The sequence below is a fragment of the Erysipelothrix anatis genome (assembly GCF_009828745.1).
GTDB lineage: Bacteria > Bacillota_I > Bacilli_A > Erysipelotrichales > Erysipelotrichaceae > Erysipelothrix > Erysipelothrix anatis.
In genome coordinates this window covers 34,107-55,118 of sequence record NZ_WTSX01000014.1, presented here as the reverse complement: position 1 = coordinate 55,118, position 21,012 = coordinate 34,107, and the positions used below count along the sequence as shown (strand labels likewise).

At 38.5% G+C, this 21,012-nt stretch carries 14 protein-coding genes; 2 read left to right on the top strand and 12 right to left on the bottom strand.

Annotated elements, in window-relative coordinates; translation table 11 throughout:
* Positions 1 to 11 precede the first annotated feature (11 nt).
* Positions 12 to 1,832 (bottom strand): dockerin type I domain-containing protein, encoded by a 1,821-nt coding sequence (locus GVV19_RS09505; protein ID WP_159647246.1) that lies wholly within the window; start codon positions 1,830 to 1,832, stop codon positions 12 to 14.
* A 162-nt stretch (positions 1,833 to 1,994) separates the two neighbouring features.
* Between GVV19_RS09505 and trhA the strand changes: the two genes are divergently transcribed.
* Positions 1,995 to 2,663 carry a PAQR family membrane homeostasis protein TrhA gene (gene trhA / locus GVV19_RS09500; RefSeq protein WP_236262234.1) on the top strand — a complete coding sequence of 223 codons (669 nt, stop codon included), beginning with the start codon at positions 1,995 to 1,997 and terminating at the stop codon, positions 2,661 to 2,663.
* A gap of 84 nt (positions 2,664 to 2,747) precedes the next feature.
* Here the strand turns inward: trhA and GVV19_RS09495 are convergent, their stop codons facing one another.
* The 11 genes from GVV19_RS09495 to GVV19_RS09445 all read right to left on the bottom strand — a co-directional run bounded on the left by GVV19_RS09495 (position 2,748) and on the right by GVV19_RS09445 (position 19,501).
* Positions 2,748 to 10,697: an LPXTG cell wall anchor domain-containing protein gene (locus GVV19_RS09495; protein ID WP_159647244.1), complete on the bottom strand. Its 7,950-nt coding sequence runs from the start codon at positions 10,695 to 10,697 to the stop codon at positions 2,748 to 2,750.
* A 503-nt stretch (positions 10,698 to 11,200) separates the two neighbouring features.
* Positions 11,201 to 12,634, bottom strand: coding sequence for a 6-phospho-beta-glucosidase (locus tag GVV19_RS09490; RefSeq protein WP_159647242.1), 1,434 nt, complete (start codon positions 12,632 to 12,634; stop codon positions 11,201 to 11,203).
* 146 nt (positions 12,635 to 12,780) lie between these two features.
* Positions 12,781 to 13,230: a hypothetical protein gene (locus GVV19_RS09485; protein ID WP_159637819.1), complete on the bottom strand. Its 450-nt coding sequence runs from the start codon at positions 13,228 to 13,230 to the stop codon at positions 12,781 to 12,783.
* Positions 13,231 to 13,294: 64 nt separating this feature from the next.
* Positions 13,295 to 14,365 carry a M50 family metallopeptidase gene (locus GVV19_RS09480; protein WP_159641598.1) on the bottom strand — a complete coding sequence of 357 codons (1,071 nt, stop codon included), beginning with the start codon at positions 14,363 to 14,365 and terminating at the stop codon, positions 13,295 to 13,297.
* A 12-nt stretch (positions 14,366 to 14,377) separates the two neighbouring features.
* Positions 14,378 to 15,145, bottom strand: coding sequence for a phosphatidate cytidylyltransferase (locus GVV19_RS09475; protein ID WP_159641597.1), 768 nt, complete (start codon positions 15,143 to 15,145; stop codon positions 14,378 to 14,380).
* Position 15,146: 1 nt separating this feature from the next.
* Positions 15,147 to 15,827, bottom strand: coding sequence for an isoprenyl transferase (locus tag GVV19_RS09470; RefSeq protein WP_159637822.1), 681 nt, complete (start codon positions 15,825 to 15,827; stop codon positions 15,147 to 15,149).
* Positions 15,828 to 15,829: 2 nt separating this feature from the next.
* A complete protein-coding gene (frr, locus tag GVV19_RS09465; RefSeq protein WP_159637823.1) occupies positions 15,830 to 16,375 on the bottom strand; it encodes a ribosome recycling factor in 546 nt (181 codons plus the stop codon).
* Between the two features lie 2 nt (positions 16,376 to 16,377).
* Positions 16,378 to 17,088: a UMP kinase gene (gene pyrH, locus GVV19_RS09460; protein WP_159637824.1), complete on the bottom strand. Its 711-nt coding sequence runs from the start codon at positions 17,086 to 17,088 to the stop codon at positions 16,378 to 16,380.
* Between the two features lie 46 nt (positions 17,089 to 17,134).
* Entirely contained in the window at positions 17,135 to 18,022 is an 888-nt protein-coding gene (gene tsf, locus GVV19_RS09455; protein ID WP_159637825.1) for a translation elongation factor Ts, read from the bottom strand.
* A 3-nt stretch (positions 18,023 to 18,025) separates the two neighbouring features.
* On the bottom strand, positions 18,026 to 18,955 hold the full coding sequence (gene rpsB, locus GVV19_RS09450; RefSeq protein WP_159647240.1) for a 30S ribosomal protein S2: 930 nt from the start codon (positions 18,953 to 18,955) through the stop codon (positions 18,026 to 18,028).
* 159 nt (positions 18,956 to 19,114) lie between these two features.
* Positions 19,115 to 19,501 carry a P-loop NTPase family protein gene (locus tag GVV19_RS09445; protein WP_159641595.1) on the bottom strand — a complete coding sequence of 129 codons (387 nt, stop codon included), beginning with the start codon at positions 19,499 to 19,501 and terminating at the stop codon, positions 19,115 to 19,117.
* Between the two features lie 134 nt (positions 19,502 to 19,635).
* On the opposite strand from GVV19_RS09445, the gene GVV19_RS09440 reads away from it, so the two are divergent.
* Positions 19,636 to 20,988, top strand: coding sequence for a D-alanyl-D-alanine carboxypeptidase family protein (locus tag GVV19_RS09440; RefSeq protein ID WP_159647238.1), 1,353 nt, complete (start codon positions 19,636 to 19,638; stop codon positions 20,986 to 20,988).
* Positions 20,989 to 21,012: the final 24 nt, after the last annotated feature.

The window sequence follows — 21,012 nt, the reverse complement described above, 5'->3', positions numbered from 1 at the left end:
AAAATCTCCTCCTAAAGTGGTCGTATGCCTTCCAAATGACTTTTAAGCATTGCAAAGTCAATGACAGTTACTTTTCCATCATTATTTAGGTCAGCTCGCTTTAATTGATCTCCTGTTAGAGTCCGAACACCTTCAAGGTGACTCTTCATCATCGCAAAATCAACAACCGAAACTTTTCCGTCGCCATTTATATCCCCTCTTGGAAATTCCGGTTCAGGTGTAACTGGCGATCCTTTACCATCAAATACTTTGCGTACATTGCTTGAGTGAATGTAGAGGTAGTTATTACTACGGTCATAGGTTGCAGTACGGTTTGCACCACCTGTTATCCATGCTAACCGATCGCGATCACTATTGAGTAACGAATCTGCAGCAATCTTGTACCATGTCGCATTTCCGTTCACACTTTCTCCTTGGACTGTATCTAGAATCATGACTTTTTGCCCAACGATTTCTGTTTTCATAACTTGTTGTGAGCCTGTGCTTGGCTCTTTTCGAATAGGAACAACTTGTGCCGTTGATTCTCCGATTGAGTATCGACCATAATCTTGGTTTCCATAGTTACGATCTATTTCATAGGAGAATGCAGCTGCTTTTTGCCCCCAGAAAGGATCACTTGAGTATTTGACGTTAATACCGGTTTGTTTATCTCCAAGATACCCACCGTAGTAGAAACTTGATTCACCGAAATCCATATATAACCAGTTTAAGAACATTGTGTAGTGAATATCAACGGCTGTGGGTACACTATCGTAGCTGTTTGCTAACCAAGGACTACTATCTGTTGCATTATGTCCAAATACATTATTACGATCTACGGCAAGCCAACTGCGGCCCCAACCAGTCTCATTAATTGATACTCCAAAGTTCATCAGTGGGTTTGTTCCGTATTTTCGACCCAAGTCAACGAACGCAGATTCTGATCCATATAATTTAGATTGAGTACTTGTCATTGAATCCCAGTTTGTAGGTGCACTCGTGAATCCTTTACGATCTCTAAGAAATGCATTGAGTTGATCCGCAGTTATCGATGATTCTGAACGGAATGATAAAAACTGGTAGTAATTATAGAATGGCGTTGATTTGTTAACTGCGCTGTAGTTCCCTCCAGAGCGATAATCCAAAATCAAATCATTAACATTAGTGTAGAAGTAGTGACCATCTGCTGAGAAGTAACGTACATCTTCCTTTAGATAAGATGGCGCAGGTCCGTTGAGAATTGTACCATAGTTGCTAGTTGCAGCACCCATACTGATATTATTGTATAAATTCCCATTACGGACAGAGTAATAGTTGGCTCCTTTAGCTTCCGATACTTTAAACTCTTTGAAGGCAGATTTAGGAACCCATCCTTCGATGCCACTAATTGTTATTTTATAACGGTCGTCTGTCGCATCATAAAATGGCACAACGCCTGAGTATGCAACGTGTCCAGACAAGTAGCGATACGGGCTTGAATCCGTTGCAGTATCATAGAGATTGATATTTTTATCAATGGCTAGATTGAACTGAATAAACCCCGATTTCGCATATGTTGATGCAGCCCGAGCTTGCATTGCGGCTTCGACCCCTTCGGTATCACCACCCCATGCTTCCTTCGGTTCTTCAAGAGCCATTGGTTCCAACTCAATTACTTCGAGCATAGAATTCTCGAGCGCATCTTGGCTTTGGACCGGGGGCTCAATTGCATTATCTTTTTCAACCGTCCCTTTGTCTTCGTCATTTGAACCATCAAGTGCAAATAAAGACCAAGATCCCATTGATACCATAATGGTCAGCGCTAAAAATATTTTCAGGCTTTTTTTAAGGTTTTTTTTGTGTGAATTTTTCATAATTACCCCCTAAGCGATTACTTTAATTATATAGAGTGTATCTTGATTATACAAGTTTCTTAATGGAGAATATGTTCATACAGGCTTCATAATCTTTCTGCATACTTTGATATACAAACATTTAGGATTTATGGTACACTTTTAAAGAACGGAGATGACACTATGACAACTAAAACAATGGATCGTTCGATGAAAGATTATAAGCGACTCACATTTGGTGAAGAAGTTGCGAATGCTGTATCACATGGTGTGATGGCTGGCTTGCTGCTTTTGGTTTTCCCATATGTATCAGTACGGGCATTTCAGCAAGGTGGATGGCTCTTAGTCATTGGCGATGCGATATTTATTATTTCTTTATTTTTAATGTTTATGGGCTCGACACTTTACCATTCAATGGCGAATGATACTAAACATAAATATATATTTAGAATACTGGATCACAGCTTTATTTTTGTAGCTATTGCTGGGACTTATACACCAATTGCATTAACCGTCATTGATGGCTGGCTTGGCGTTACAGTCGTTGTAATTCAATGGCTAATGGTTTTAATTGGGATATTGCAGAAAACTGTTGCAAAACGCTCAATGCCTAAATTATCAGTTGCAATTTATCTTGTAATGGGCTGGGCAGCGGTATTATTAATTCCGCAACTCATCCAAAATACAAGCGCTATGTTTATTGGCTTAATTGTTCTGGGTGGTGTCTTTTATTCCGTGGGTACATATTTCTATCTACAAAAAGATAAAAAATACTATCACTTTATTTGGCATTTATTCATTAATGCAGCTTCAATATCACATTTCATCGCAATCGTATTCTTTATGATTTAATCACACATCTAAAAAAGCATCTTAACGGATGCTTTTTTTATGTCTTCACACACAAAAAGACTCCTAAGAAGGAGTCTTTAAATGCTATTGATGCTTACGACGACGCGAAGCGACAATGAAGATGCCACCAAGTGCGACGATTCCGAATGCAAACCATGGTGTACTTGCAGCCATACCTGTTGAAGGTAAGGGTGGGGCAACTGGTTTAACAGGATCAATAATTTCTTTATTTGTTACTTTAAAGATAATATCTTGAGGTTCGCCAGCGTACTCAGATTCAATAATGAATTCACGAGCATCCGTAATTCCCTCATAGCCTGGAAGTGCTTTTGTTTCTTTCAATACATAAGCTCCAGGAGCACGGTCATTAATTATTGCTTGACCTTGTGCGTTTGTAGTTACTACAGTGTTGTCTGCGTCATGAGTTAATGTAAATTCAACACCTTGAAGTGGGCGATCTTTATCATCAACCTTATTAATAATGACATTAACGCGGTAATTATTGAATGTAGTTGTTTGAAGGTCAACATATGGGAAACCTTCACGGTTTACAAATTGTGGTTCAAAGTCACTCAATTTACCGAAAACCTCAAAGCTACCTTGGTTAAGTGTATTTAATACATAGCCATCAGCTGCTTGTGTTTGAACATATGAGTATGTTCCTGGTGTGAGTGCATCAAGTTTGATAACACCCGCTGTGCTTACTTTGTATTCAACATCGTTAATTGTGAAGATACCTGAGCCTAAAGCATTTGAGGTACGACCATCAACGAGTTTCAATGTGTTTCGAGCATAAGTAACGCGAAGTGTTTTAGTAAGCGCTAAGCCTTCGTCGTTCAATGCAGATTCTGGAACTACAACATCTAATGTTTCATCAACAACAATTGCTTGATCGGCTTTATTTGTTGTGATGCTATAGTTTCCTGATCCCAATCCAGTGCGTGTGAGGACTGAACCTACTTGGAGCATTGGATCTTTACGGCCTGACGCATCGTTAAATGTTGCATCAACGTTATTCGTAAACGCACCGTTTGGATCGATAAGATCAACTTTTAATGTTGCTTGATAGTTAATGTAATCATCAAGTTCTAACGTCAAGCGACCCTCTATTTCTTCAGGTGTATAGTCTGGAATATCAAACAAGTATTCAAATGTATTGCGGACAGTATGTGTCGGTGCTTTTGTTTGTACGAGTTTGTATGAACCTGCTTTGACACCAAAGATTTTGAAAGTATCTGTCTGCGGTGTAACTTTAAAGTCAATGAAACCATTAACGGGTGTCCATGTACCATTCTCATTTGATAAGAGTGTGAATGTACCATCCGTATAGATAACATCATGGTCTGGGTTTGTATTCTTAAACACGACATCAGCGTAGTAGTTAGAAACTGCTACTGTTTGTGGTGCATAAGCATTTTCATTGGAAGCTGCAATCGTAAATGGAGTTTTACTTGCGTTCGCAATGTGATTGCCATCCCCTTTAATCTCTTCAAAGTAGTAGTTACCTGGTGCTAGACGGTCAATCGTAATTTTACCATCAGTATCTGTAACATACTCACCATCAAGTTTTACACCTTCGTGATAGAGATTGAAAACAACACCTGCAAGCGGAGTATTTGTTTCTGCTGAGGTTTTCGTTAACCCAACTTTTCCACGATAGTTGTAGTAAGTAATTGGTTCTAAGTTATAGTTTTCAATTGTGTGGTTAACTGTATCGATCACAACATCATTTTGACTTAAGGTTTGTGGTACAACGATGTTCGCAAGAATTGCGGTGTTGAGTCCATAACCTTGTGGTGCATTTGTTTGTGCGAAAGCATAGGTTCCAGGTCCAATGTTGCGGATTGGATTGCTTTCATCAACGCTTGCAACAAGTGTATTTGATGTTTCTTCAGTTAAGGAGAATGTACCACCAGTAAGCGGTGTTGTATCAGTTAAGACATCCCCATCACGGTTTACATAATCCATATTTACTTGTGTACCATAAACATGAACTGTTTGTTTCAAGGTAGCTGGATCCGTATAGCTTTGTGGAACTACAAATGTGTAATCGGTTGGTACGTGAATCCATGCATTGTTAATTTGGACATCTTTCACTTCGTAATTGCCATATCCAAGATTAACTTGGCTTGGTGTTGCAACTGCTGTTGCATTGTAATCTAGAGCATAGCTCTCAATATCAAATGTTGCGAGTGATGGTGTATGTGTCGCAAACTCGAAACTTCCAAGATGGTTTTCGAACACAATGGTACGGGTACTTGCTTCTGTTTCACCTTCAAAGATTCCTTCATCACTTTCAATTTCGAAAGTCATTGGTGAAGCATTAAGTGGACGATTATCACTTGTTCCTGTTTGGACTAATGAATACGTTCCAGGAGCGAGATTGCGTGTGTAACCTGCATCTTTATCCGTAATTGTGAAGGTATCAACAACCGTGTCGCTTTCATCTTTAATATCAAATGTGGATCCAGAGATTGTCTCCGTACCAATGACATTTGAGAAGTTTACAGACGCTTTAATGTTGTCGAATGTAAGTTGCATGACTTCAGGTTTTCCTTCGTATGCATCAGTTGCTGTTTCTTGTGTTGGACCGTATACATAGAATTCTAAAGGTTCTGGATTAATTAGATATCCATCACCAACTGCAGTTTGATTGAAACGGTAACGGCCGGCATCAAGATTGTGAACCGTTAGTTTTCCATTTGTAAGTGTATATGCATTGGCATCACCTTTTCCGGTAGATGCTGCTTCATAAGGGACCCATGCTGTTCCGTCGTACTGCTCAAGTGTGTAAGCACTATTTGCAATAAGATTTTCGGTTCCACGATGAACAACTTTCATCGTTGCACTTGTCTTATAGTTATTGAACGTTGCATTGATTGTTGTTGCATCAACTGTACCATTTGGATTTCGTGCCAGTGTATGGTTAACCGTTTCTGTATTTCGAAGGTAACCATTTAGGGTTTGAGTTGGTTGTGTAATTGCAAATTTACCAAAGTCGATTCGATCGTCTTCGGGATTAACTGTTCCCACTTTAAAGGTCCCTTGATCACTACTTCTAAATGCTGCTTTTTGTTTAGCTTCATTGGTAATATCTAGATTAATATCGCTCAATTTTTCAGTTGCATCTGCTCCTGTAGCTGTTACGAGTTTTCCATCGGTTTTCACTTCGAAGACTGGTGTTGTATTGTAGATTGCGTAATCAACTTTTGTTACAACAGGATCTGCTTTAAAGAAGTCAAACATGCGTTTACTTGGATCTTTAACATCAAGTGTTACAAGATTTCCAGATGCAAGTTGGCTCGCATTGATTTCTACAGATTTATCTTTTGTAGTATTTCGTCCAGATTCAACATAACCTAATGAGTTCGGTACAGAATAACCATCTGCTACATTAAATTGTTTAACGATATAGTTTCCTTTTTCAATATTCTTGAATTCTAGGTAACCATTTGCGTCTGGTTGACCAATACGGTAAACATGGTTGTTTTCGACGAATTTATTCTGGTAACGGTAAAGTACAATAATTGATTGCTCAACATTGTTTCCAGTAATACGCTCTCCTTTATCCAAGTCAGTTGTTAAAGCTGGTTGGTTATCGTTATAGCGCACTGTCAGACCAATATCAAAACGTTCATCTTCATAACCACCAGCTTCGTCATTAACTTTAAAGTTAACTGCGGCTGTTACTTTGTGGTCAATTGCTTGTGCTGCATCTGTTGTATATGACAAGTCAGCGTGGTTTTTTAATGGAATTTCTTTGTTATCAACAACATGACCAAAGGTTGCATATTGAATACGGATTGGGTTAGACATTGCTTCGGTAAAACGAAGAATGAATCCACTTTCTCCCGTTGTCCAGTTATCCAATGGTTTGTTTGCATCTCCATCAGCATTCGTTAGAACATATTTGTCACTTGGAATTGTTCTCCAGCTTGATCCGACAAGTTCTTGAATTGAGAAGCGATCTAAGACTGCATTTCCAGTTCCACTTTGTTCCAAGTCGTTGTGGTCTTTAATAAATTTGAATGTATGTTTGCTTTCAAGAGTATCCTTAATCACGATATTTGACATATTTTCATACGTTTCATTCAAGGTCAATGTCCATTGAACTTGTTGACGTGATCCCGGATATGTACCCGAGACAAGTGATCCTGTTTTTTGAACACGATTGCGATTTCCTAAGTTTGCTTTAGCTGTTGCTACACCAGGTTCTGGTAAATCGACTTGGTTTGGTTCGTGTCCACAAGTATACGTTACGGTGTTTTCGAACTCTCCAGTCGCCACAGTATTCGATACTTCTTCTGTTGCAACTGGAATTACAGCTTCATGACTCTCAATGAGTGTGTTAATTTCGAAACGGTATACGTACTTAGGATCGAGATGTTTCTTAATCGTATATGTAATTTTATCTGCAGTTTCATCAACAGTAAGCTCGCCTGATGCTTTAGTTACCTCTACTGTTTCATTCGTTGGTTTTAGATTTCCATCCTTATCAACTTCGAATTTTGCGAGTGTAATTGCTTCAATTTCTTGAGGAACGAGGTGTTTATTTCCTAACGTGAAACCACCTAGGTCACGGTTTTTATCGATGGTATCAACGACAACCATTGGTACTTCAGCAACACGTCGTGTATCAACATCATAGTTAAATGTGATATTCCAGTTTGCTGCAAGACGTTGACGGTTTGTTGCCGCATCGTTAATGACTTTGACGGTTCCTTCTTTTTTAGGAACGGTGTTATACTTCGCAACTTCACCAAGATCTTTCGATGCTTCAATGTCGCCACCCGTCCAACTGATTGTGTTTCCTTCACCAATGACCCATGTTGCAAATGTTAATGCGCCTGCATTTTTAACACTTTCCATTGGCGTATCACTGGATAATTTAGTTTTATAAAGAATATAGTAAGCATTGTCATCTTCGCCACCGGCAGGACCGATTGCTTTATTGGAATCGATAAAGTCAAGGCGCAAATCAACACCCTTCAAGAGTTCTGATTTTGTAGGTGTCGAAACAAATGGATCACCAGGTTCACCATTCACAACTTTACCTTTAAGTTTATCGACATAACCTGGATATTCTTTCGGTTGACTCAACGCGAATTTTTCATTGGTTAATGTCGATGCATCATCTTTGAGGTATGCAATTTCACTTGGATTTACATAACTGACAATGTCACCATAAGTTTTTGAATCTTCCGCTTCATCATCAAGTTTCTGGCCTAGCAATCCACCTGCCCCAACAATTGCATTTGCAATTTCATCAGAATAGATATCGGCATTATCCATTATTTTCTTAACTTCTGAAATAAATTTGGAATATTCACCATGTGATGTTTGAGGTTGTTTGGTTGGATCAATCTTAAACATTAAGATTGGGTTGTTTTCATCCATTGGTTCAAAGAACATACCTGGAGATTTGAAAGTATCTGAATAGGTAAAACCTTCTAAACCAATACGATTTGCAGTTACGGTATTAATCGCAACACCCCAAATTACTTCCTTTGTACGGTAGTCAATCATCACAGGACGCTTGTCTAATAGTACAAGGTAGTTAAGTGCTTGTTGTGCTTTTAATTCTTCTTCTGTAGGTTTTGTTGGTTCAATTTCAATACCATTGGTAAACGACTTAACATTGGCATTTCCTTCAAATTTAAGTTTTGATGATGTTAGTAATTCATCACGAATTGCTTTACCTTCAACATATGGTTCAACAACATCAATTTCGTATTTAAATTGGAATTTCACTTCTTTATTGAGTGGTTCTGCAAGACCAGGTTTTAATCGAATTTTTGCTTCTGTGAAATCAGCATTCCATTCGACTGTGAAACGGCCATCTTTACTTATTTCTTTACCGTCAACAAAGATTGTGGTTTTAATTTTCATTTGGTTGTAGGCAACATTAATTTCACTATAACTGTCACCCGATCCATTGAAACGATATGCTTTAACTTTACTTGCATCAAGATAGAAATTGAATCCATCATTTGGTTGACGAATTAATTTGTTGTTATTGAAGACAACATCCCAATGTAAGCTTGTTGGTGCACCTTCAGCTCCTTTAACGCCATTAATTACAATGGAACGTGGGAACTCTTTTTTATTCTCAACCGATTTATTAAATTGATTTTTGTTCAGAGCGGCACTCAAACGACCCACTTGATTTCCTTCGATTTCAAGGTTGAGATCGTTGTTTATGAATGTCTGTGTCACATCATATTTGATTGCGACATTTTGACCATGTGTATCAATTGAAATAGGTTCAATTTTATCAGTTGCAGCATTAATTTTTTCGATACGTTCTGGCGCTAAAGTTGTATTAGGAACCAATGTTCCATCATTAAGAACATCATAGTACGATACGTTGACGACTGTTTTGATATTCCAATTCGCTAAACCTGATGTTTTTACAACGGTTGGTGCATCAAATGATAAGTCTAAAGTATTTAATGTTGATTTACGGTTAGTATTAGCAACACCTTCCCAAATCAATTCAAAGCCGTTAGGAACTTGTTCAAATGATTTGGCTTCAAGAGTGTTATCGACACCACCAACTGGTGTAACTGGTAGGTCTTTCTTAATATCTTTTTGGGAATTTAAGATATTCTTGATTTCAAGTGGATACACATTAAGCTTCTCAAAACTTGCTTTGGTATTTTGTTGGTATTGGTAATCGTTAACTTTATATTGATCATCTGTTACAACGACACCTTGTTTTAAAGCCGCTTTGATTTCAGTCAATGACTTCCCTGCTTGAAGTTCTTCATTAATATAGTTGCTAATTTGTGTTGAAATAAAGTCTTGGAACTTATATTGAACGGCTGCGCCTTCAACATTTGAATCAATCTTGATTTCTTCAACATCTAGTTTAAAGGGACCCTCATTGGTTCCTGGAGCAACACGTTTAAATGAAGAAGTGCTGTAATCGGAAAGTTTCGAACTTGCTAAGATGCTATCCCCTGTTTGGTCATAAAATTTGATTACTTCTGGGAAAGCATATTCATATTTAAACGGAACTTGAACGCCATTTTTCTTATATTGGAAATCTAGGGCATTCGCTTTATTCTCTTCAGTGATAAGAGCAAGGGATTGATCATCGAGTTTCACGACATAGGATACGCCTAGGTGTGTTGGGTTCTCGTCGGTAAATAAATCAATCGAATAGTTAGTGGCTGTTTCTGAGTAGTTAGTCATCGCGATAGGGTACGAATCATTAATCTCTTTATTTGCATGTTTAACACGTGCTTGTGGATTACCAACGAGTTCAATGTTGATATCTCCAGATACCTGTGTTTTTACAGTTTCATTGGTTTCTTCTGATGTTTCAGTATCACCATTTGGTGTTTCAGTATCGGGTTTTACCGTTTCTGGCTTATCTGTATCTGAATTTCCAACTTCTGAAGTGTTATTCGTTGCAGCTTCTGATTCTGTATCTTCTGCTGTTTTAAGTGCTGCCACACGCTCATCTTCTACTTTATTAATAAACGCTACAGTATCTTTGATAAGTGGTGCAACTACCGGAAAGACCTTGAGATCGATGGCATCAATCAGTGCACTATCTGCAACAATATCAAGTTCGTAAACAAGTCTAAAGTCTTGTGGACGTTGCGTTAGTTCTTTAAAATCGATTGCTATCGTATTGTCTTCTGTTTTAATGCGGGTATCTTCTAAAGACTGGTACACATTATCTTTAAAGTTTTTATCAGTATTCGCGAATTTTAAATCTTGCTTGGGTGAGAGTTTCATTGAATCTGGAAACTTCAGCTCCAAAGGATCTGTTAGGCTCTGAATGGTAACCCAATCCGCATCTTTAATATGAAAATCCATTGTTACTTCAGCTTTATACCCCTCTGAAGTATTCGTCAATGACACTTTTGTATCTTTGTCATTGATAATTGCTTGAACGAGTTCATCATTTGTCTTAGGTTTGGTTTCGGTTGCTGCACTAACTGTTAAGCTAGACAGTGTGAGCACAAACGCTAATGCTACGACACTAAAAACGCGTCCAAGTCTTTTCTTTGACTTAAACATATTTCCTCCTTTTTGATGTCAACAGGTAAACTGCGACACACTACCTCGATACCCCCCTATAGAGTAGAAGATAGTTTTTTTGTGCATAGTACTTCACTGATGTATCTTTATAAAAGACATAGTACATACATATATTAATTATATCTTTCATTATGCGGCACCGAATTTTTCTTTTGAACTTCTTGTTCAAAACATAATCCTAACAATCTTTATATTGTTAATTTTCAAATTACCATCATGCTCTTATATTAAATCCATGTTATCTCAAGGCTTTAGAACGGCTCTATCGTTATCACTTACGTTCACAGTCACTAAGTTTGAATTATCTTCGCCTTATTAGTGAATTGTTAGTTTAATGTGTGATTGTTATTTTTTGCCCCATCCTGTGATAATTTTGTATTTTTTCACAATATCGACAATGTGAACGAAGTGTAAATATCTTAAATTTCGGTATCTACCAAAATCTTTGCATAAAAAAACGCAGGCATTAACCTGCGTTTAAGTCAGTCTTTATCGAACATCGCACCGTTTGATGCAATAACATCTTTATACCAATAATACGATTGTTTTGGAGTTCGCTTTCCGGTCCCTTTTCCAGCGTCATCATAATCCACATGGATGTAACCATAACGCTTGGACATTTCTCCTGTCGATGCACTTACGAGGTCAATACATCCCCATGATGTATAACCCCATAGTTCAACACCATCAATATGGATCGCATCATGCATTGCCTTAATATGGGCTTGAAGGTAATCGATACGGTATGTATCATGGATTTCTTTAGAATCTGTGAATGTATCAACCGCTCCGAGGCCATTCTCAACAACAAATAACGGTTTTTGATAACGATCATACAACTGATTCATCGTTGTGCGAAATCCTTTAGGATCAATTTGCCAACCCCACTCTGAGACCTCGAGATATGGATTTCTTAACGATGCAAACGCATTCGCATCCGTGGATGCTTGGTCAGAAGGCATTGCGGCCGCAACACGTGACGAATAATAGGAGAATGAAATAAAATCAACCGTATGTTCACGCAATAACTTCACGTCTTCAGGATCCACATCCAAAGTTACACCGAGTTGTTCCATTTTTTTCAATGCATATGACGGATAATAACCACGTGATTGTACATCAATGAAGAAATACCCTTCACGATCACGTTCCAATGCCTCAAAGACGTCATCCGGATGTGGAGTGTTGGGGTAATTCGCCCCAGCAGCTAACATGCAACCCACTTTATTATTAGGATCTATTTCATGCGCAATCTTCGTAGCCAGTGCACTTGCTACAAGCTCGTGATGAATTGCTTGATACTTCACTTGATTTGCATCCTCATGCGGTTCAATTATGAGACCTGCAGCCATGAATGGCGCATGAAGAATCATATTGACTTCATTGAAGGTTAGCCAATATGTCACAAGACCTTTGAATCTTGTAAATAAGGCACGTACAAGACGTTCATAAAATGTAATCATTTCGCGACTACGCCACGAACCGTATTGTTTGGTCAAATGAATCGGTACGTCAAAGTGTGTAATTGTGACCAATGGCTCAATACCATAGCGATGACACTCATTAAACACGTCTTCATAAAACTTGAGACCTTCCTCATTGGGAACCAATTCATCCCCATTGGGGAAGATCCGCGACCATGCAATGGATAAACGATATGTTTTAAACCCCATATCCGCAAACATTGCAATATCATCTTTAAAATGCTCATACATATTGATGGCTTGTTTTGCAGGATAGTAGTATCCTTCTTCGAACTCGAGCATTTTTCGTGTTCCCATCGCAACATCCCAGCGTTCCGGTCCGTGAGGGATTAAATCCACATTTGCAAGTCCACGTCCGCCTTTGTTATAACCCCCTTCACATTGGTTGGCAGCAGTTGACCCACCCCACAAAAAACCTTTTGGAAATACCATACTTAGTCCTCCTATTATTGTTTATAAACATTATAACAAATGAATGATGCAGCATTGTGATGTCCTACTGAAAAGTCTAAAGTTTCAAAAACACTAAAAAACATCAAACAGTGTTTGATGTCAAAATTTTAATTAATGTCAATTTACTATTCGTCAGAATTTTTAACTGGGCTATCAAAAACAAGGCGTGTTGCATCCTTAACCAGTACGCGACGAACGTCGCCATCGCCAATATAATCATTGTCGTGCATCCATTCCGCAAGGCCTGTGTGGACATCCTCGAATGAATCGGTCTCGATACGAATTACCTCACGTGTATCATTTTTTTCAATGAATGTCAGTGTAGTTTCTTTATCTGTTGGTGCTTCGATAGCTACAAATAATTTTACATCCACAACTTCGATACGATCATCAGAGTCATACCCGATCATATAGTTATATTCTGGTGATGCAAGTTCTATACCCAGACGCGCCAATTCTGAACGCATTGAGTACATCGCACGAACATCTGTGTCGCGAGAAAAGTCTGGTATGGTAAAATCCATGACGGCAAACCATTGTGGTTTTGATTCAATTTTATTTACTGTATAAGCCATAACTTACTCCTTTTGTATCATTATATCATAGATAGGAAAAAAAAGGCTGCCGCCTTTTTTTAGTCTAGTTTGGAATTACACGCATGATATCTTGAAATGAGATATAAACAAAGAAAATCAATACAAGCGCTACACCTGCAATCATAAGAGCATTTTCCAGTTTTTCTGGAATTGGTCGGCGAATTATCATTTCAATTAAGGTAATAACAACACGTCCACCATCCATAATTGGAATTGGTAGCAAGTTTACAACTGCCAGGTTAACAGATAAAAGTGCTACTAGATTAAAGAAATAAACAGCACCATAGGTATTTACTTGAGACGTTGCACCAAATATTGCAATTGGACCACCTAAACTATCAAGTCCTATCCCTCTGAAAACACGGTTTAGGATAAAAATCATTTGAGCAATAACACTTCCTACTTCCGCAAATGCAAGTGGTACAGCTTCAAAAAGATTCACATTACGTAATGTTGCTGCAGGAGCTTGAATTCCAATCACGTACATATCTTTATTTTCTTTTGATGGTTCAGGAGTAACTGTGACTGTTTCAGTTGTACCGTTACGATCTAGTTTGATTGTCATTGGTTTATCTTTGTACATTGCCATTCCTGTTTGTAAGTCAGCAAATGTTTTAGGATGCACAACACTACCATCTGCAAACGTAATCTCAGTCATGACATCATTTGCCTGCATTCCCGCTTTATCCGCTGGCATACCATCAACAACTGCTGCAACGATAGGTTTTGGTACTTCAACAACGCCATTCATACTAAACATTCCTGCATAAACAACAACTGCCAACACAAGATTCATAAAGATTCCTGCAAGCATGATAATAAGACGCTTCCAACGCGCGATTCCGACCATGGAACGCTCAACTGGAACTCCCATATCACCCTCACCCGGTTCACCTGCCATCGAAACAAATCCACCAAGCGGCAATGCTCGAATACTGTAAGTTGTTTCCCAGTGTGGTTTCTTAATTGAAAACACTTTTGGTCCCATTCCAATAGCAAATTCTTGGCAATACACACCAAACATTTTTGCGGCAATGAGATGTCCTAACTCATGCACAAACACGAGTATACTTAGAACGAGTGCGAAGTAAATAATTGACATTATGATACTCATATTGACTGCCTCCTAGACAAAAATCTGTAAGAGGATATTGAATGTAAAGAGCGCAAAGATAACACTATCCACACGGTCTAAGATTCCTCCATGACCAGGGAAAATATATCCAAAATCTTTAACATCAAAATATCTCTTAATTAAACTAAATGCTAAATCACCAAATTGACCCATTATTGGAATCAGAATGGCACTTAAATATACGACGATTGCGGGAACATACTCAATAACAAAGATATGGCCAAAGATTAATGCAATTGTCGCAGAAGCTACATATCCAATAACTGCCCCTTCAATTGTTTTCTTTGGTGAAATACGTTCAATAAGTTTATGTTTCCCAAAATGACGACCGCCAAAATATGCTGCTGCATCTGTTACATACGTTGCTAACAAGATGAACAAGAATGTAATCGTGTTAAAGGATAACACCACTTTAACGGCTTGGATTGCTGCCACAAGCATCATTACCATGACGAAGATATAATTAACATGACTAAAATTAAACCAGTCAAACACCACGGTAAGCACAAATAGGGTCATAATCCATCCCATGATAAATACACTGAGATACTCGGGTCCTAACAACCCACCTAAAATTGTTGAAACAATTAATAACGGTAAGATTATGGGTTTCATCTCGTCCTTTTTGAGACGATAGATTTCATAAGCTCCAATTGTAACTACTGCAAGCAGTAATAAAAAAAGAGCTTGATTACCCATCAAAATTGCCGTTCCGAAAACAACAATTAGTGCAATTCCTGTAATCAAACGCTCTTTCATACTAAAGTCCTCCAAATCGTCTTTGGCGTTTATGATACGCTTCAATGCATGATTCAAATTGTTCAGGGCCAAATTGCGGCCACTCTTCATCAACAAAAATCAATTCCGCATAAGCTAATTGCCATAATAAATAGTTTGAGAGGCGTTTATCGCCACCTGTGCGTATTAGTAGATCAACTGCCGGCATAGTTGCAGTATCAAGATAACTTTCAAAGACTTCTTCAGTAATTTCTGTCAGTCCGTCTTGGATAATTTTACGTGTTGCGCGGACAATTTCATCACGTGATCCATAATTAAGTGCAAAATTAAGGACTAAAGCCTTATTGTCTTTTGTTTTTTCGACAGCGTTCTCCATTACTTTTCGAGTCTTTTCGGGCATCATTGATAAATCGCCAATTGTGCGAATTTGAATCCCTTTTTCGTTAAGTTCTTTGAGAAAGCGCTCAAAAAAGACTGCTGGTAACTTCATCAAGTAGTCAATCTCTTTTTGTGGGCGTTTCCAGTTTTCTGTAGAAAATGCATAAAGTGTTATGGCTTCAATGCCCAAATCCAACGCTTTTAAGGCAATCTCACGAACATTTTCACTACCAAAGTAGTGTCCAACTGTACGTTCCTTACGTTGTTTTTGAGCCCAACGGCCGTTGCCATCCATGATGATGGCAACATGTTTTAGACTCTCCATAATTAGAGTGACATAATCTCCGCTGATTTTGCTTTCGCAATTTCATCAATTTTCTTGATGAATTCGTCTGTTAGCTTTTGAACATCTTCAAGTAACGCACGTTCTTGATCTTCTGGAAGATCATCTGCTTTTTTTACTTCATCATTCAAATCACGACGAACATTACGGACTACAACTTTTGCGTCTTCTGCGAATGTTCCAACTGATTTTGAAACTTCACGACGTGCATCTTCTGTGAGTTGAGGTACGTTAATACGTAATACAGATCCATCATTTTGAACTGGTAAGTTCAATGTTGATTCATTGATTGCGCGTTCCATATCTTTCATGCTTGATGGGTCAAAAGGTTTAACAACAATTTGACGTCCTTCAACGATTGATAATGATGCGATTTGCTCGATTGGTGTTGGTGATCCATAGTAATCGACCATAATTCCGTGAAGAATTGATACGTTTGCACGTCCTGTACGAAGTGTTCCTAAACGACCTTCGTATGATTCAATCGCATCTTGCATTAACATGCGACCATCTGTGATAATTGCTTGCATGATTATACCTCCCTAGCAACACGTGTTGCGGTTGCTTCGCCTCTTGCAGCTTTAATTATATTATTTTTTTCATTCATATTAAACACTATGAGATCAATATCATTATCCATACACATTGATGTTGCAGTTGAATCCATTACCGCTAGTTCTTGCTGTAACACCTCTTTGTATGATAATGACTCATACCGTTTGGCATTCGGATTCACACGAGGGTCTGAATCATAAACACCATCAACGCCATTTTTAGCCATTAGGATGACATCTGCTTTAATCTCAGATGCTCGTAATGCTGCTGTTGTATCAGTAGAGAAGAATGCAGATCCTGTACCTGCCCCAAATACTACTACGCGTCCCTTTTCGAGATGACGCACTGCACGACGTGGAATATAAGGCTCTGCAACTTTAATCATATCAATTGCTGTTTGAACACGAGTTGGTACTCCTTGCGCTTCAAGTGCTCCTTGAATAGCAAGTGCGTTGATGACCGTACCAAGCATCCCCATTGAGTCTACTTGAGTACGATCAATCCCTAACTCATCGGCCATACGACCGCGTACAAAGTTTCCACCGCCAACGACGATTGCAACTTCGATACCATCTTCAACAACTGTTTTAATTTGAGCTGCTACATCTTCGAGAACTTCACGACTGAAAATACCCGAATCGGATGCAAGTGCCTCTCCACTCAGTTTTAATAATACCCGTTTGTACATGAGATTTACGCCCTTTCAAAAAGGACACTAAAGAGTGTCCTTATTTTTATTTAACTTGTGATGCTTTTGCAACTTCAGCTGCAAAATCTTCTTCACGTTTTTCGATTCCTTCACCAACAGCGTAACGTACAAATGTTACAACATCAGTTCCAGCATCTTTAAGGATTTGTGAAACTTTAGCTTTTCCATCTTTGAAGTAGATTTGGTCTACTAATGAGATATCTTGCATTTGTTTGCTTACGCGTCCTTTAATAATTCCTTGAACAACTTGTTCAGGTTTTGAAGCTAATTCAGCATCGTTTTTAACGATTTCCACTTGGATAGCTGTTTCGTGATCTACGATTTCGCTTGGGATTTCTTTTTGTGAAACATATTGAGGGCTCATTGACGCAACTTGCATTGCAATATCACGTGCTAATTCAGCATTGTCACCGTTTAAAACAGTAACTGCTGAAATTTTACCACCCATATGGATGTATTCACCGAATACTTGGTTATCTTCTTTTTCTACAACTGCAACACGGCGAAGTGTAATTTTTTCTCCGATTGTTGCTGTAGCTGAAATGATTGCATCATTTACTGATTGTCCTTTAAGATCTAGTGCTAAAGCAGCATCTAAATCTGCTGGTTTGTTTGCAAGGAAAACTTCTGCTAAGTCTTTAACTAATTCTACGAATTGTTCGTTTTTAGCAACAAAGTCTGTTTCTGAGTTAACTTCAAGAATTACAGCTGTATTTCCTGATGATAAAACTGTACTTGTTCCTTCTGCAGCGATACGTCCTGATTTTTTAGCGGCGCTTGCCATACCTTTTTCACGTAACCAATCGATTGCAGCTTCGATGTTTCCATCTGTAGCTTCAAGAGCTTTCTTGCAATCCATCATTCCGGCACCAGTACGTTCACGAAGTTCTTTTACTAAACTTGCTGTAATCATAGTTTACGCCTCACTTTTTTCTGTTGATTTTTTCTCTTCTGTACGCGCTTCACGTTGTTGTGGAGCACCTTCACGGTTGTCATTACGTGGTGTAAAACGTTGTTGACGACGACGGTCATCACGTTTACGACGTTCGTCCATACGTTGACGACGACGGCGATCGTTTTCTGCAGCTTGTTGTTCTACGTTAACGATAACATCTTCCATTGTAATGTCTTCTTGATCTTGGTCTTGGTATGCAACTTGTAATACGCCACCTTTTGGTTCAACCATAGCATCAGCCATAGCACCAACAATTGTACGGATTGAACGAATTGCATCGTCATTTCCAGGAATTGCGAAGTCAACTGTATCTGGATCACAGTTTGTATCAACGATACCGAATACTGGGATTCCTAATTTACGTGCTTCAGCAACTGCGTTTGCATCTTCGAGTGGGTCAACAACGAATACTGCATCTGGAAGTTTCTTCATTTCTTTAATTCCGCCTAAGAAGTTTTCTAAACGGTCTTTTTCTTTAAGTAATAAAGCAATTTCTTTTTTAGTATAAACTTGGATTGATCCACTTGCTTCCATCTCTTCGATTTCTACAAGACGACGGATACTTTTTTGGATTGTACGGAAGTTTGTTAATGTTCCACCTAACCAACGTTGGTTAATAAAGAATGAACCACTACGTAATGCTTCCTCTACAACGATTGTTTGTGCTTGTTTTTTAGTACCAACAATCAATAATTTTCCATTTTTTTCAGCAATTTCTTTCATTGCTGCGTATGCTACATCTAATTTGTCTTGAGTTTTGTTCAAGTCAATGATGTAAATACGGTTTTTAGCTGCATAGATATACGGCTTCATTTTTGGGTTCCAACGACGTGTTTGATGTCCGTAATGAACCCCACTTTCTAATAATTTGCGCATTGTCACAACTGACATAACTAAATTCCTACCTTTCCGTTAGTCCTCCATCACTTCCAAGACGAGACGACTCATATTTGAGCACGGAGTCCGTCAATCCATGATGTGTGAATATAGGTGTCTTTGCACCGTTTATTATTTTAACATATTAATATGGGGAGTTCAAGGTTTTATCCTTTACACCTTTTTGATTGATTCGTAGTCTTCTAATTGCGATACTGCATACAGTTTTACAGGCTTTTGATCAATAATAATCGTTGTAACGCCATAGTCATTTTCGCGTTGGTTATTCCATGAATTAAACTGTCCAAAAAAACGTGTAATAATTGTTCCTAGCCATAGGTAACCCTCAAGTTTCCCAACAACAATAATTTCATCAGGACTTTCCGCAATTATAGCGTCTCGAACCTTTGTAATTAATTCTGGCTTTAGCGTCTCATAGAGATCCATTAAGTTTTCCACCTCGTGATGGCTTCCTCTGAGATCAATGTAAGGCGCATCATAGCCTTGTTTTTTCATTTCGTTTTGGATGGCTACGCCATCACCAATAATTAGTCGTTTCATAAAAACCTCCACTTTTATATTCTATCATAATTCAAAGATTCTTTGGATTCAGATGCAGTTTGATGCAATTCCACCTTTTTTACACAATACCGATTCTGCTTTTATGGTATATTATTTAAGAAAGGAAATTGTCCATGAAACGAATATTTACTTTACTACTTGTAGGTGTCTTATGTTTTTCTACACCAACGACTGCTTATGCACAATCACCTACAACTGCCTATCAAACACAAGAAGACCTTATCTCTGTACAAAACATCATGATGTACAGCTCTAATTATCTTTTAATGGATATGGAAAGCGGCCAGGTTCTCACACAAAAGAATGGATATTCAAAAATTCATCCTGCTTCCATTACCAAAGTACTTACTTTAATTACCGCACTAGAAATGCTTGAGTCTCAAAATGTATCACTCAAGGAAACCTATACAATTCCTGCAGAGGTTGTTGATGATTTAACGAGTATTGCATCTGTTGCCGGATTCGAAGGCGGCGATACCGTAACAATTGAAGACATACTCTACGCTATTATATTACCGTCTGGTGCTGATGCGACACGTGCAATCTCAATGCGCCTTACCCAGGACCCCGAAGGCCTTGCACAACATATGAACGCAACTGCCGCAAAAATCGGCATGAAAGATTCCAATTTTTTAAATACAAGTGGCCTCGATGAAGATGATCATCTTTCAACACCCTACGACCTTGCATTACTAGTCCAATATGCAATGAAAAATAAGACTTTCGCAAAGATTTATAGTACGGTTACATACACAACATCACCTACCCCGACAGCTCCTAATGGTATCGAACTTGTTAATCGATCTTTAGAAGCAGCTCACGACAAAGGGTTTACCGATTTATATGGCGCTAAGTCTGGTTACACGGAGATGGCTGAACGCTCACTTTCAAGTGTCGCAAAACGTGGAGACTCCCACTTAATTTTTATTAGCACAAATGCACCTAATGAAGACTTACTCTTCACAAACGTAATTGATGCCATCAACGTTTACTCACGTGTCTTTGACGATTTTAAACGAACAACGCTTGTAACTCGCAATACCATCCTACAAGAAATTCCTATATTGCATGCGAGTTCACCCTTTCCGGTAATGCTCGACTACGACATTGTGACCTATTTACCAAACGGAATAGCTCCACAGGATGTCGCCATTGATGTTACCGCAACGCAACCTAATTTCATCGCACCAGTCTCGCAGAATACGGATATGGCACAGATTAAAGTATCCTACAACACCAAAACAGTTTTTGAAACACAAGTATTAGCACCTTTAGACATCAACGTCAAGGGTACCAAAGTCTTTATGGATTTTATGAAATCCATAGGGCAAGTAGTATTCATTGTCTTTTTGATACTTGGTGCACTCATAATCACGATTCGCGAAATAAATCGCGTGAGACTTCGCAAGCGGCGAATGCTCCGCCGTCAACAAATGGAAATGCAACGTCGAAACCAAAACCATTAAGCATGCATTCCTATGATCCGACTA

What these genes read in the sequence shown, in the direction of transcription:
- GVV19_RS09505 (WP_159647246.1), bottom strand. Translation starts at nt 1,832, where the DNA reads ATGAAAAATTCACACAAAAAAAACCTTAAAAAAAGCCTGAAAATATTT.
- trhA (WP_236262234.1), top strand. Translation starts at nt 1,995, where the DNA reads ATGACAACTAAAACAATGGATCGTTCGATGAAAGATTATAAGCGACTC.
- GVV19_RS09495 (WP_159647244.1), bottom strand. Translation starts at nt 10,697, where the DNA reads ATGTTTAAGTCAAAGAAAAGACTTGGACGCGTTTTTAGTGTCGTAGCA.
- GVV19_RS09490 (WP_159647242.1), bottom strand. Translation starts at nt 12,634, where the DNA reads ATGGTATTTCCAAAAGGTTTTTTGTGGGGTGGGTCAACTGCTGCCAAC.
- GVV19_RS09485 (WP_159637819.1), bottom strand. Translation starts at nt 13,230, where the DNA reads ATGGCTTATACAGTAAATAAAATTGAATCAAAACCACAATGGTTTGCC.
- GVV19_RS09480 (WP_159641598.1), bottom strand. Translation starts at nt 14,365, where the DNA reads ATGAGTATCATAATGTCAATTATTTACTTCGCACTCGTTCTAAGTATA.
- GVV19_RS09475 (WP_159641597.1), bottom strand. Translation starts at nt 15,145, where the DNA reads ATGAAAGAGCGTTTGATTACAGGAATTGCACTAATTGTTGTTTTCGGA.
- GVV19_RS09470 (WP_159637822.1), bottom strand. Translation starts at nt 15,827, where the DNA reads ATGGAGAGTCTAAAACATGTTGCCATCATCATGGATGGCAACGGCCGT.
- frr (WP_159637823.1), bottom strand. Translation starts at nt 16,375, where the DNA reads ATGCAAGCAATTATCACAGATGGTCGCATGTTAATGCAAGATGCGATT.
- pyrH (WP_159637824.1), bottom strand. Translation starts at nt 17,088, where the DNA reads ATGTACAAACGGGTATTATTAAAACTGAGTGGAGAGGCACTTGCATCC.
- tsf (WP_159637825.1), bottom strand. Translation starts at nt 18,022, where the DNA reads ATGATTACAGCAAGTTTAGTAAAAGAACTTCGTGAACGTACTGGTGCC.
- rpsB (WP_159647240.1), bottom strand. Translation starts at nt 18,955, where the DNA reads ATGTCAGTTGTGACAATGCGCAAATTATTAGAAAGTGGGGTTCATTAC.
- GVV19_RS09445 (WP_159641595.1), bottom strand. Translation starts at nt 19,501, where the DNA reads ATGAAACGACTAATTATTGGTGATGGCGTAGCCATCCAAAACGAAATG.
- GVV19_RS09440 (WP_159647238.1), top strand. Translation starts at nt 19,636, where the DNA reads ATGAAACGAATATTTACTTTACTACTTGTAGGTGTCTTATGTTTTTCT.